General features: G+C 68.7%; 11 protein-coding genes. 7 read left to right on the plus strand and 4 right to left on the minus strand.

Annotated features, from left to right (window positions below; genetic code table 11):
• The first annotated feature begins 355 nt into the window (after positions 1 to 355).
• From DB30_RS15930 to DB30_RS15945, 4 genes are all read left to right on the plus strand, one after another.
• A complete protein-coding gene (locus DB30_RS15930; protein ID WP_052549739.1) occupies positions 356 to 1,093 on the plus strand; it encodes a hypothetical protein in 738 nt (245 codons plus the stop codon).
• Positions 1,094 to 1,434: 341 nt separating this feature from the next.
• A complete protein-coding gene (gene infA / locus DB30_RS15935; RefSeq protein WP_052549740.1) occupies positions 1,435 to 1,653 on the plus strand; it encodes a translation initiation factor IF-1 in 219 nt (72 codons plus the stop codon).
• 9 nt (positions 1,654 to 1,662) lie between these two features.
• Positions 1,663 to 2,310: an RNA polymerase sigma factor gene (locus DB30_RS15940; RefSeq protein WP_240480248.1), complete on the plus strand. Its 648-nt coding sequence runs from the start codon at positions 1,663 to 1,665 to the stop codon at positions 2,308 to 2,310.
• A 7-nt stretch (positions 2,311 to 2,317) separates the two neighbouring features.
• Positions 2,318 to 5,308 (plus strand): serine/threonine-protein kinase, encoded by a 2,991-nt coding sequence (locus DB30_RS15945; RefSeq protein ID WP_052549744.1) that lies wholly within the window; start codon positions 2,318 to 2,320, stop codon positions 5,306 to 5,308.
• A 587-nt stretch (positions 5,309 to 5,895) separates the two neighbouring features.
• On the opposite strand, the gene DB30_RS15950 is transcribed toward DB30_RS15945, so the two are convergent.
• From DB30_RS15950 to DB30_RS15960, 3 genes are read right to left on the minus strand one after another with little or no spacing between them, the layout of a single operon-like run.
• The gene (locus tag DB30_RS15950) at positions 5,896 to 7,929 is read right to left on the minus strand and encodes a hypothetical protein (RefSeq protein WP_165703793.1); all 2,034 of its coding nucleotides are present in this window, start codon (positions 7,927 to 7,929) and stop codon (positions 5,896 to 5,898) included.
• Positions 7,920 to 9,635 carry a serine/threonine-protein kinase gene (locus tag DB30_RS42790; protein WP_052549747.1) on the minus strand — a complete coding sequence of 572 codons (1,716 nt, stop codon included), beginning with the start codon at positions 9,633 to 9,635 and terminating at the stop codon, positions 7,920 to 7,922. The genes DB30_RS15950 and DB30_RS42790 overlap by 10 nt, the downstream gene beginning before the upstream one ends.
• Positions 9,636 to 9,686: 51 nt before the next feature.
• Positions 9,687 to 9,986 carry a hypothetical protein gene (locus DB30_RS15960; RefSeq protein WP_146659135.1) on the minus strand — a complete coding sequence of 100 codons (300 nt, stop codon included), beginning with the start codon at positions 9,984 to 9,986 and terminating at the stop codon, positions 9,687 to 9,689.
• Between the two features lie 64 nt (positions 9,987 to 10,050).
• Here DB30_RS15960 and DB30_RS15965 point away from each other — a divergent pair, with 64 nt between their 5' ends.
• The 3 genes from DB30_RS15965 (at position 10,051) to DB30_RS15975 (ending at position 12,119) form a co-directional block, all read left to right on the plus strand.
• Complete coding sequence (locus DB30_RS15965) at positions 10,051 to 10,440, plus strand: hypothetical protein (protein WP_052549750.1); 390 nt, start codon at positions 10,051 to 10,053, stop codon at positions 10,438 to 10,440.
• A 65-nt stretch (positions 10,441 to 10,505) separates the two neighbouring features.
• The gene (locus DB30_RS15970; RefSeq protein WP_052549752.1) at positions 10,506 to 11,384 is read left to right on the plus strand and encodes a protein-disulfide reductase DsbD domain-containing protein; all 879 of its coding nucleotides are present in this window, start codon (positions 10,506 to 10,508) and stop codon (positions 11,382 to 11,384) included.
• Positions 11,385 to 11,414: 30 nt separating this feature from the next.
• A complete protein-coding gene (locus DB30_RS15975; protein ID WP_052549754.1) occupies positions 11,415 to 12,119 on the plus strand; it encodes a redoxin domain-containing protein in 705 nt (234 codons plus the stop codon).
• A gap of 635 nt (positions 12,120 to 12,754) precedes the next feature.
• On the opposite strand, the gene hemC is transcribed toward DB30_RS15975, so the two are convergent.
• Positions 12,755 to 13,364, minus strand: a 610-nt coding sequence (gene hemC, locus DB30_RS15980; RefSeq protein ID WP_146659139.1) for a hydroxymethylbilane synthase, incomplete at its 5' end; no start/stop codon positions are given.

Below are 13,364 nucleotides of genomic sequence, written 5' to 3' on the forward strand. Positions count from 1 at the left end.
CGGATAACTGCGTATTCGCCCCACCTTGATGTGGGATAAGTGATTACAAATATATCTCACATGGCTCATGGGTCATCACGACATGTGAGGCTCGAATTCGCCTAATCCTGCTCGAAAACGAGAATGAAGAGATCTGGCCATGATCATTTTGTCATTCGAAGCCAAATTTGGCCGCGTTTGGCCACTCACCGGATGACATTTTCCTTGCCAAGATTCTTGTAATGAAGCTAACTAGGAAAGTCGATTTGATCCTTTGATCGGCCTGACGGTTTGACCAGCCCAGGCCCCCAGATCGGCCCCCCCCTTCCTGCCTACTCGGCACCACCGACCACCGACCACCGCCGAGGCCACGACCATGACCCGCCGCATCCCCCTGTTCGCCGCCCTTCTCGTTCCCACCCTCGCGCTCGCCACCGGCTGTGATTTACTGGACCAGCTCGGCCAGCGCACCGGCGTCGTCGACGTGTTCACGACGAGCCACAGCACCCCCGACGAGTCCGGCAACATGCCAACGCGCAACGGCGACCAGCTCGTGTTCGCCAACGACATGGGCTGGGACGTGTTCGTGAACGAGGCGTACGTGACAACCAGTGCCGTGACGCTGCTTGGCTGTGACGGCGAGCGCTTCAACGTGGAGATGTACTGGGGCGCGCTCGCAGAGAACGTTGGCACCACCGCAGACGCGGAGGTCGAGGGTATGGGCGGCGTCCGGGCCGATTCGGGCACCTACTGCGATGTGCTCGTCGAGTACGGCCCCGCGGATGAGGTCGACAACCCCGCAGCCATGGGCGCGACGGTGTACCTGACCGGCTCAGCCGTGCGCGGCGACGAGCACGTCGACTTCACCTGGCGCACCGACGCAGCGCTCGACGTCCAGGTCGACATCAGCAAGGTCGCGAGCGGCAAGCCATTTTCGATCAGCGAAGATCAGCACTTCTCGAAGAAGCTGACGATCAGCAAGGCGTACAACCACTTGTTTGACGGCGTGGACTTCAGCGAGACGCTCGAGCAAGCAGACATCGAGAATCTGCTCGCCGACGGTCTAGACCAAACCACGGTCGCCTTCGAAGGCACCAACCTGCCTTCGTTCTGATGGCCGCCTGACGGCCGCCTGACGGCCGCTTGACTCCCCGGGGGGCTCCTTTAGTGGAGCCTTTCGCGTTTGGTCGCCTCGCTCCTCGGCGTTTCTTGGGGTGGCGAGCTGCGAAGATGCGCGGTTCGCTCGCTTTTGGGGTAGGCGATCCCGGGTGGGGGTCGACCCGCCGCCGGCTCACGTGCCGTTGGGGGCGCCCTGGGTTGGGCTGAGGTGACGCTCCCGGCCCACCACGGGCGGAGGCGGGCGGGATTGGCCGAAATTGCCAGAGAGTGTGCTGGAGTGATCTTGGCGCGCCGCTGCTCTTGCGAACGCGGCGGCACCCCCCTACCCTCCGCCCCGTGAGCAAGGACGACCACATCGAGTTCGACGGCGTCGTCATCGAAGTCCTCACCGGCGGCATGTTTCGGGTGAAGATCGATGACGATCACTCGGTCATCGCCCACCTCGCCGGGAAAATGCGGAAATTTCGAATCAAGGTCGTCTTGGGCGACCGGGTAAAAGTCGCCGTCTCCCCCTACGATCCCAACCGCGGACGCATCATCTACCGAGTGCGGTAGATTGTGAGCGTGAGCGCGGAGCCAAAACCAGACTTCGAACTGCTCGAGTCCTGGCGCGCGGGTGATGAGCGCGCAGGTCGCGAGCTGTTCGCGCGCCACTTCGACTCGATCTATCGGTTCTTCCGAAGCAAGGTCGACGACGCCGCCGAAGATCTGACCCAGCAGACCTTCCTTGGCTGCGTGAAGGGCAAAGATCGCTACCGCGGCGACGCCAGCTTCCGAACCTACCTCTACACGATCGCCCGCAACCGTCTGTACACCCACATCCGTGATCGCCAGCGACGCGACGCGGTGCTCGAGGTTGGCCAGCAGTCAGTCGCGGATCTCGGGCTTGGCACGGCGACCGCCCACATCGCGGCCCGCGAAGAGCAAAAGCTGCTGTTGACCGCGATGCGGCACCTCCCGCTCGAGATGCAGGTCGCGCTCGAGCTGCACTACTGGGAGGGGCTCAGCGTCCGCGAGATCGCGGCGGTGATCGATACCCCCGAGGGCACGATCAAGCGACGGCTGCAGCGCGCCCGGCAACGGCTCGACGAGCTGATCGTCGAGCTCGCGTCCAGCGATGAGCTGCGCCGCAGCACCCAGGCAAACTTCGACGACTGGGCCAAAGCGCTGCGCGACGACCTGCTGCCAACACCCGCCGACGAGGACCGCTGAGCGACCCGTGGCCACCCCGCTCGAGGCCATGATCGGCCAGGTCCTCGATGACCACTATCGGCTCGACGCGCTGCTTGGCGCGGGGGGCATGGGCGCGGTGTACCGGGCCCGGCACACCAGCTTACAAAAGGATGTCGCGGTCAAGGTCCTGCACCCCGACATCGGCGGCGATCCGTCGATCAGCAAGCGCTTCGATCGCGAAGCCCACAGCGCCTCGCGGCTCGATCACCCAAACTGCGTGCGCGTCAGCGACTTCGGGACCACGCCGGACGGCGTGAAGTACCTGGTCATGGATCTGCTCGAGGGCAAGGAGCTCGGCGCCTCGCTCGGCAAGCCGTGGGATCCGGCGCAGGCCTGCGTCGTGCTCGATCAGATCCTCGCCGGGCTCGAGCACGCCCACCACTGCGGCATCGTCCATCGCGACCTCAAGCCCGAGAACGTGTTCATGGTCGAGGACATCCACGGGCAACAGGTCGCCAAGATCGTCGACTTTGGAATTGCCAAGCTGCTCGACGCCGATGGGGCCGCAGAGGTCCTGACCCGGGCGGGCATGGTGTTTGGGACCCCGCGCTACATGAGCCCCGAGCAGGCCGCTGGCGGCAAGGTCGACGAGCGCAGCGATCTCTACTCGGCCGGGCTGCTGGCGTTCGAGCTGCTCAGCGGAAGGCCGCCGTTCGAGAGCGATGATCTCGCGGCGATCCTCCGCATGCAGATCATGGCCCCGCCGCCGCCGCTGCCGACCACCGTCCCGGCCCCGCTCGCGGCCTGGGTCGAGTCGCTGATCGAGAAGTCACGCCACCAACGGCCGGCGTCTGCCGAGCTCGCCCGGGCGCAGCTCGCCGAGCTGCGCGAGCACCTGCGTGAGCGCAGCACGACGGCCCGGGGGGCGGACGGCCAGACCGATCCCCCGATCGACGCCCTTGGTGCCACCAACGAGCTGGCCGCCGCCGACCTCACCGCCGCAACCGGTGAGCTTGGCCAGGCCGTTCACGCGCCGCTGCCGAGCAAGCCCGAGCACATGCCCGGTCACACGGTCGCTGGCCGGTTCCGCTTGATCGCGCTGCTGGGTGTCGGCGGGATGGGAGCGGTGTTTCGCGCCGAGGACAGCCAGACCGGCACGCCGGTCGCGGTCAAGATCCTCCACGCGGCGCTGGCCGATGACGAAGAGCTCGCGGCCCGGTTCGAGCGCGAAGCCCAGACCGCCAGCGAGCTCGATCATCCCAACATCGTCCCGGTGTTCACCCACGGCACCACCGCGGGCGCGGGCAACCTGGCCCACTACTTGGTCATGCCGCTGCTCGAAGGCGTCGAGCTGCGCGAGGTGATCCAAGCTGGCGTTGGCGTGGATCCAGTCCGCGCCGCGCACCTGGTGCTGCAGCTGCTCCACGCCCTCGCCCACGCTCACGCGCATCAGGTCGTGCACCGCGACCTCAAGCCCGAGAACGTGTTTGTGATCCGCGACGGCGCGGGCAACGAGGTCGTCCAGCTCGTCGATTTTGGCCTCGCCAAGGTCGCGGAGGCTGGCGCGTCTCGGCGGGCGCTGACCCAGTTCGGGCAGGTGTTTGGGACGCCCGCGTACATGAGCCCCGAGCAGTGTCGGGGCGAGATCGTCGACGCGCGGACCGACATCTATGCGACCGGCGTCATCTTGTACGAGCTGCTCGCCGGCCACCCGCCGTTCATCTCCACCGATCCGGTGACGCTGCTGCGCATGCAGCTGGCCAGCGAGCCCCCCGCGCTGCCGCTGCGGGTGCCCGTGGCCCTGCGCGAGCTGGTCGCGGACTTGTTGATCAAGGACCGCGACCGCCGGGTGCCCGACGCGATCACGGCGATCACGGCGATCGAGGCCGCGCTGGCCGGCCCAGGCTCACACGCCCAGCCCCCACCAACGGCCTCCGGCGCGACGATGTTCGCCGACGCGCCGATCCCCGCCGGGGCATCGCACGCCCACAGCCCGAGCCCCATCGGGATCCACGGGGCTCCGGGGGCATCGCACGCTCACGCGCCGACACCTCCCGGGCTGCCCCTGGCCCCGGCCAGCACCAACAAGATCCCACGCAGCTGGCTGTACGCAGGCGCGGGCGTGTTTGCGATCTTGATCATCATCGCCCTGCTCCCAGGCGGGTCGGCCAGCGACGGCGGCGAGCAAGGCGACGACGGCGAGCAGCCAGCCGACACCGCGGACGACAACGGTGGCAACACCCACCGCGACGAGCCAGACGGCGCACACGCAAAAGAGCGGCCCAAACCCGACGGCTCGGTGTACGTCGAGATCGATCGTCTGCTGATCGCCAGGGACACCGCCACGGCCTTGCAGGTGATCGCCCAAGCCCGCGACGAATTTCCCGAAGACGGCGGTCTACTCTGGCGAGACGGCCGCGCGCTGGCCCTCGCTGGCGGCGACGCCAACCGCGTGACCGCGCTGCACCGCTACGCCGAGGCCGCCGCATCCGAGGCCTCCCTGGCCAAGCAGACCGAATTCGAGGCCGAGCTGCGCAACCTCCTGCGTGACAAGAAGCTGCGCAGCGTCGCGATTGATGTAGCCGTGCGCGATCTAGGCGGACTTGGCCACACCTTCTTGCTCGAGGTCATCAACGACGAGACCAGCACCCTCGGCTACGTCACGCGCCACCGGATCATCGACGAGCTCCAGCACGATCCCAGCATGGTCGCGCGCATGGATCTGCGCCGGCAGCTGGCGCTGGATCTGCGCGAAGCAGCCGACTCCCCGACCCCATGTGGGGCGTTCAGCAAGGCTCTCGACACGATCGTCGACAGCGACGATCCCTACTACCTCGACGCGCTGCACGACCGCGCGCTCAGGGTCCCCGATGCCCCCGGACCCGGCGAAGCCGAGAGCGCGTGCGTTGGCCTGGACGCCAAGCTCGCAAAAGTCCAAGGCCAGCTCGCCGCCAACCACCCCGAGGCCGCCGCCAAGGCCACAAAGGCGGCCAAAAAGAAGAAGAAAAAGTCCGGCCCCTTCCGGGGAATTTTTTAGTTTTTTTTAGACCCCCACAGCCGCCTTCGCACTTCGCAGGTCACTCGCTTCGCTCGCTCCCAATGGGCTAGCTGTATGCGACCGCATGTGTGGCCCCCTCGAAGGGGGCTCTTGTCTGGGCACCCACGGCCACCATACGGCGCTCCATCCTCATCTTGTCTGGGCACCCACGGCCACCATACGGCGCTCCATCCTCAGTTGGACCCCCCCTCGCACTTAGCGAATTCATGTTGGGAGGGTGCGCCCTCGCACTTCGCTAGTTAACGTTGGGAGGGAGCGCCCTCGCACTTAGCGAATTCATGTTGGGAGGGTGCGAAGAAGTTGGGCGGGAGCGAAGGAGGATGGAGCGCCGTATGGTGGCCGTGGGTGCCCAGACGAGAGCCCCCTTCGAGGGGGCCACACATGCGGTCGCATACAGCTAGCCCATTGGGAGCGAGCGAAGCGAGTGACCTGCGAAGTGCGAAGGCGGCTGTGGGGGTCTAAAAAAAAGCCCCCTGCTAGGGGGCCACACATGCGGTCGCATACAGCCAGCCCATTGGGAGCGAGCGAAGCGAGTGACCCGCGAAGTGCGAAGGCGGCTGTGGGGGTCAAAAGCTAAACTGGAGGCCGTAGAGGCCGATGAGGGAGGCGTTCGAGAACAGGCCGAACACCGGGTCGCTGCCGGCGATGTCGACGGCGACCGAGGTCTGCTCGCGCAGCATCACGCGGCCTTGCACGACCAGGGAGACCCAGCGACGCAGCGCGACGCGGGCGTCGAGGCTGGGCGAGATGATCCAGTTGAAGCGGCCCGTGTTGGTGACGTCGCCGTTGTTGATCGGCCATGAGCCGCCAACCCCGACGCCAAGGCTGAACGACAGCGGGGGGATCACGTCGACGATCACGGCCGGCTCGAACAGCAGCCGGGCCCAGGCCAGCTTGGCGGCGAGCTGACGCTTGGGCTCGCCGATCGATCCAGGGCCAAAGTACCCCCACTGCCCGAGCGTGCCGCCAAGCCGCAGCTCGTAGGCGACGCGGGCGTAGCGGGGATCTCGAGGACGAAAGTTTGCGGCCAGCTGACCGAGCGCGGTGAAGTAGACCTGGCGCCCGAGCTCGTCGGGGGCGTCGGCGTACATGATCGCGATGCCGCCGCCTTGGGCCAGGGTCACGTTGAAGGTCAGCAGCCGGGCGGTCTCATGGACCTTGCCAAAGTCGACGGCGCCGTCACGGATCTCGGCGGCCCCCTCTTGGTAGCGACGGTCACCGACCAGCCGATAGCGCAGCGGATCACAGCTGGCCCCCGGCGCGAGGATCCGCAGTGCGTCGACGTCGGCGACTGCGTACCTGCGCGAGCTCCCATCGTTCTCGAGCAGCTCGACGTGGCTGATGCGGCTGCCCGGCACGTCCCGGCTCCACCCGTCTAGCGCCGCCCCAAGGTAGATGTGATCGCCGTCCACGTAGGACGAGAGGACCTGGCCGGGCCGCTGAAGGATCTCGTTCCAGCGCTGATCGGGGTCGGTCTTCTGAAAGCTGACCGCAACCGGGGGCGAGACATCGACCCACTCGTCGTCGTGCGCGTCGTTGGGATCGCCACCCGCGGGGCACAGGTACTGACAGGTGCCGTCCGCCAGCGGCGTCGCCTCGCAGCTCAGGCCGCCCTCGAGGGTCGCGGTTGGACACGTACCGATCGCCCAGACGCACGCGGGCGGGGCCCAGATGAACGCGAGCTGGTGCGGATCGAGGCGCAGCTCGCCCTCGGGCCAGGCGGTGTCCCAGCTGGCGGCGAACCGGGTCGCGGTCGGGGTCTCGCCGGCGATCGGCGGGAGCTCGACCTCGAGCCGCCCAAACCCCTCGGCGCGCGGCAGCTCCACGTGCATGCGCGCCGAGCCTTGCAGCGGACCGATGCAGGTGTGCACGTCGAGATCGACCCCGTGGGCGCGCAGCTGCAGCCGGGCCCGATCCGACTCGCGCAGGCGCACGCCGGGCAGCTCGACCTCGACCCCGTGACAGCGCGGAGCCAGCGGCAAGGCCACGAGCTCGCTGTGATCCGAGCCCTCTTCGGCTCGAAACGCGCGGGTGTGGGCGTCGTAGTGACCGCCAAGGCTGCGGGCGGTCACGACGATCCGGCTCAGATCCGCCTGCACGCCGATCGTTGCCACGCCGCCGGTCAGCTTCAGCGACTCGAGCAGCGGCGGCGAGCCCTCGAGGTGCTCGAGCATCATCACGAGCACCCGTGGATCGCGTGTCGATCGATCGGCGACCAAGCTGTCCGAGGTGCACGCGACCCACAGATCATCCGCCAGCACGTTGGCCTGCGGAAGCTCGACCCGAGGCAAGCACGCGCCACCGGCCTCGCAGGGCCGCTCGTCGCTGCCGCTGCCCCAGGTCGCCGGATCGAGGACCAGGTCGTTGACCTGGGCGAGTTCGGTGCCCGCGTGCGGCAAGAACAGCTCGCTGAGCCGCTGTCGCGTGCGCGGACCCTGGCCCTGCGACACCACGCACAGGTGCGTGGGCACCTCGCCGATCTCGGGGCGCAGATCCACGGTCACGACCCCGTAGGGCTTGGCCGCGTGGGCCAAGCTGGGGATCAACAGCGCCACCAACAAGGCCGTGATCACGACCCAGAGCTGCTGGATCACTCGCACGCGCTGGCGCTCGCTTCCCCGCACAACGAGTAGCCAGCGCAGTCGCGCGGCGAGAAGCTGCTGGTTCGACTGCGCCGCCGCTCGACCCGACACGTGTAGCAGGTGTCTTGATGCATGAAGCTGGCTCGCCGGTTGTTGGTGCGGCTGAGCAAGGTGTAGCGATCCTCGTGGAGGTGACACCAGTCGTGCAAGTCGGCGCTGGGCGGCGTCGGTGACGTGCGCTCGGGCTCGCTCGGTCCAGCGTCCGCTGGGCTCGCGTCTGCCGTGTCGCTCGAGTCGGTCGAGTCGGTCGAGCCCAGCGCGTCGCCCGTGTCGGCCGCCAGCTCGGGGCCGGGCGGGGCGAGCTCCGGCGTGCGGGCGGGCTGCTCGAGAGCTGGATTGTTGGAGACGGTGTTGGGGTCTGACGCGGTCGCGTCAGCGGCATCGAGCGCGGCGACCTGCGGGGGCGTGTCGGCGGCGAACCACCCGAGCTCAGCCCCGACCAGGGTCACCGCCGCGGCCACGATCACGGCCGCGATCGCGATCGAGCGCCACGGCGAAGCTGGCTCGGGCAGCGCGGTCTGTGCTGGCCCCCGCGCGACGCGTTCGAGCTCGGCGAGCAGCGCCGCCATGTCACGGTGACGAGCGTCGTGCGCTGCCGCGAGCCCGCGCGCGATGATCCGCCCGAGCTCCACGGGCACCTCGGTGTCTGTCGGCGGTTCGACGAGGCGGCCCTGCTTCACGGCCTTCACGTGGGCTGGGAGGTTGTTCGATCCGTACGGGAGCTGGCGATAGATGCCTTCATAGAGCGACGCACAAAACGCGAACTGATCGCTGCGCTCGTCGGCGGGCCGCCCGGCGTAGAGCTCGGGCGCCATGTACAGCGGCGTCCCCAGCAACACGCCGGTCTCGGTCAGGCCGCCCGAGAACGCGGTCGGAAGCTGGGAGATGTCTCGCTGGTCTGGATCGGCCGTGGGCGCCGTGAACGGTGGTTGCGCTGCCTCGCCGTCGGTCTTCGTTCGCTCGTTGTCGGCTTCCGTGGCCGGGGTGTCTTCAGATCGGGTGAGGGCTGCTCGCCCGCTTGCGGACGCCGTCGTGGACTGGTCCACCGTGGGCAGCGAACGGATCGGCTGCTGGATCCGGGCGAGCCCAAAGTCGAGCACGCGCACGCGCCCGTCGTCGCCCACCAACACGTTCTCGGGCTTGAAGTCGCGGTGGATCAGCGCGACCTCGTGGGCGGCCGCGAGCCCGCGCCCGGCGGCGATGAACAGCTCGAGGACCTCGCGCCAGCCAGCGTGTGGACGATCTTCGAGCCAGCGCCGAAGGTCGCTGCCCGCCACCAATTCCATGGCGACCCACACCTGCCCATCGTCGGCGCCAACATCGAACACCGTGATCACGTTGGGATGCGAGAGCTTGGCCATCGCCCTGGCCTCGCGCTGCATCCGAGCGCGGGCCTTTTCATCGGTTGCCGAGTCGGCGTGCAGCAGCTTGACCGCGACCGCCCGGTCGAGCTCGGGATCGTGGGCGCGATAGACCACGCCCATCCCCCCAGCGCCCAGCCGCGACTCGATCACGTAGCGCCCGAGGGTGAGCCGCTCTTGTGGCTCTTCGGCCTCGAGCCCCGCGAACAACGCGGCCGCGATCCCAGCACGGGCGCGCTTGGCTTCGAGGTCGCCGTAGGCCGGCGCCGCCTCACGCAACGCATCTGGGCTGTGCTCGACCATGCTCGTCGCCCGCTCGACCGCAGACAGCTGGCAAATGGTAACAGAACCCGCTCAGCATTCCCCAGCTTCGGGGATGCTCTGGGCCGCCCACGTGCACCACGACAGCCACGTCCACCCGAGCGCGCCCCGGCCCGCACGCTGGTCTGCGTAGTAGTGGATGCACGCCGCGTGATCCGAGCCACCCACCGACTCCCCCGCGAGCGAGGCGAGCTCGAGCACGTGATCGCAGGTCGCCTCCACGCTCGGCGCCGCGGCCATCGTTGCCCCGATCACCACCCCCATCACTGTACCCGCGATCAGCCCCGCCCGGCGTACCCGGCTGGCTTGCCCACGGTGGCGCTGGGGCTCCACGCCGCCACGGTATGTGGTTCTCGTCCAAGAGTCACGACGATCGACTGGGGCTTCGGACTCGGACATGGAACGCGTCGACAGCGGGGCGAGCCGCGACTGGGGTCGCGCCATGATCGAGCGCGCCGGTGAGCTCGCGGCCTTGGCCACCGCCGGATGCAGGGTCATCACCGCGCTCTCGTTCGAGTCGGCGGGCAAGCGGATCGCTTCGCTGAGCCTGAACTCGCTCCGACTGTGCATGGCGCTGGTGTCTCTGGTCGTGTGGGGCTTGGTCACTCACCCGCGGCCACGCGCTGCCGCCGTCCAGCTGGCCCCGACCGGCGTCGCCGCGAGCCTGATGGCGACCACGCGGATCCTGATGCTCCCGATCATCTGGATCCGCGGCGAGCGGTTTGGCTGGGCGGGCGCGCTTGGAGCGGTGATCGCCGTGGCCGGCGTGGCGATCTTGCTGCTGTAGACCCAGGACTGCTGAATTTCCCAGGGCGCCGTGACAAGTCGCGAGTCGCCCCCTACCCTGCGCGTGTGCATGAGCTCGTCCCCGCACTGCTCGCCGCGTCACTGGCGGCGTGCACAACCCAGACGCCGACCAACGCCGAGCTACCTGCCGAAGCCGCGCCCGCAGCCGGGTCCGGGGTCGGCTCCAAAGTCGGTGAAAAGGCGCCGCTCGTTCGCGTCGAGCTCGCGCTCGTCGATCCAGCCGCCCGCGCGCGCTTGGCCACCCGACTGGCCGCGGAATCGGGCCCCGAAGGCCCGCTCGCCAACGCCGACGCGCTCGTGGCCGTGCGCCACGAGATCGAGCCCGGCTGGCACATCTACTGGCAAAACCCAGGCGAGTCCGGACTGCGCACCAAGCTGGCGATCACGGCCACGCACGCGAGCGCTGGCGCGGTCTTGTACCCGGCGCCCGAGCGCTTCACGAGCGAGGGCGGCCAGGTCACCTACGGCTGGAGTCACGAAGCCGTGCTGTTCGTCCCGCTCACCAAGCTGGAAGCCGGCGCCAGCCTCGAGCTCACCAGCAGCTACCTCGCCTGCGCGCAGAGCTGCATCCCCGGCTCCACCACCTTGACCGCCAAGCTCGACGAGCTCCCGATCGCCAGCGACCCAACCACCCTCGCCATGCTCGAGCGCGTGCCCGAGCCAGCCGGCGAGCGCGTGGCGGCGGCCTGGGCAGACGGCAAGCTGACCGTCACGCCCCGCGGCGAGCTCGAGCTCGCCGAGCTGTTCCCGCTGTCCACCGACACCGCGCTGCTCGGCAAGCAGGTGGCTGCAGCCGACGCGCTGGAGCTGCACTACCGCTTCACCGGATCCCCGCCTGACGGCGCCCAGGGTGTGCTGCGCGCGACCCTTGCTGGCGAGCCCCGCTGGCTCGAGCTCGACGTCGCCTGGCCCGAATCCAAATAGACCCCCACGCTTGTCTAGGAGCCCACGACCATGAAGCCCAACCATTCGACCCTCGCCCTCGCCCTCTCGAGCTGCCTGCTCACGGCTTGCGGCAGCACCAGCGACGACAGCAAGACGGAGAAGCCCAAGGACGCGGCCGCCGAGCCCGCCGCCACCCCGCCTTCCGAGCCCGCGCCCCAGCCAAACCCGGGCTACGAGGGCCACCTGCTCACGGCCCTGGGTGATCTCGCGGCCGGCGGCCCGGTCAAGGCGGCCGAGACCAAGCCCTACGGCTGCAGCGTCAAGTACGCAGACGCGGGTGCCGAGCCGACCGCCAAGATTGGCGAGCCCGCGCCCGCCTTCAGCCTGCCCAACCTCGAGGGTGAACAGGTCTCGCTCGCGGACTTCGCCGGCAAGACGGTGGTGCTCGAGTGGTTCAACCCCGACTGCCCGTTCGTGAAATACGCCCACAGCGAGGGCCCGCTCGCAAGCTTGGGCAACGAACAACAACAAGCTGGCGTGGTGTGGCTGGCGATCAACTCGGGCGCGGCCGGCAAGCAAGGCGCGGGGGTCGAGCGCAACAAGCAGGCCAAGGCCGAGTGGAACCTCGCCCACCCGATCCTGATCGATGAGGACGGCGCGGTCGGTCACAGCTACGGGGCCAAGACCACGCCGCACATGTTCGTGATCAACCCCGAGGGCAAGCTGGTGTTCGCGGGCGGCCTCGACAACGCCCCGCTTGGGCGCGTGGACTGAGCGTCCCCACCCGCAGCGCGGGCCCTCGCGCGAGCCACTCGTTGGCCCGCGAGTTCGTCGAGCGAGCAACCGTGACGTTCGAGGACGACTCCGAGTCGCTCGTGGGTCCACCTCGCTACGTCGGCGATCTCCTCGTGGGTGGGAGCGCCGAGCTCGTGGGAGCGCAGCGCGCTCGACCCTGCCTGAAGGGTCGCGCGAGGGTCGTTGCGGCTGACAGAGGTCTTCGCGACGCTCGCACACGCGTTCCCGGAGTTGACAGACACCTCTGTGGGCCCCGCAGACGCGTGCGTGGAATTGACAGACCCGTCTGCGGCGCCTCCGAGCGGGTGCTGGAGTTGACACAGGCGTGCGCGGGGGCGCGGGTGGTCTCGTCGACTCGCGCAGGTGGTTCGCGGCCGCGACCGATCGCTCTTCCGACTCGACGAGCGCCTCCGCAGCGCCGCGAAGGTGTCTGATGGCCGCCAGCGCTGCTTCGACGGCCAAACAGAGCAGTGTGTGGCTTGCAAAGACCCGTCTGCCGGCCCAACACAGACCACTGCGAGCCGCGCGATCGCCTTTGACGCTGCTGCGCTCGTCTCGCAAGGTTCACTGCTTGGACTGAGCTTGGGTGTTGGCTCGGCGTATGCTGTGCTGGGTCAGGAGGCGCCCGCGGCCAGGCGCTTTTGCGCTTCAATGATCCCGCCCGCGCCCAGCCGTAGCAGCGTCTCGGCCAATCCGCGACCCAGCTCGGCGGCCTGGCTCGCCGTGCCGACCTTGCGAGCGTCGAACAGCGGCGCGCCCGAGGGATCGATGACCAGCCCGCGCACGTGCAGGCCGTCTTCAGCCAGGCGCGCGTGACAGGCCATCGGGACCTGACATCCACCCTCGAGCCGGGCGAGGAAGGCCCGCTCGGCCGCGGCGAGGATCGCGGTGGGCGGGTGCTCGAGCGGCGCGAGCAGCTCGTGCACGGCCGGATCGTCGGCCCGGGCCTCGATCGCCAAGGTTCCCTGACACGCCGCCGGACAAAAGCGCTCTGGATCGAGGTACTCCGCCACCTGCGCGTCGAGGCCCAAGCGCTGCAGCCCCGCGGCCGCGAGCAGCACGACATCGACGACACCTTGATCGATCTTCGCGAGCCGGGTCTGCAGGTTGCCGCGGATCGACACGATCTCGACGCCAGGGTTGAGGCGCTTGGCCAGCGCCGCGCGGCGCAGGCTCGAGGTCCCGACCCGCGTCCCCGCCGGCAGCTGCTCGAGGCTCGCGCCC

It is taken from the genome of Enhygromyxa salina, assembly GCF_000737335.2.
Lineage (GTDB): Bacteria > Myxococcota_A > Polyangia > Nannocystales > Nannocystaceae > Plesiocystis > Plesiocystis salina_C.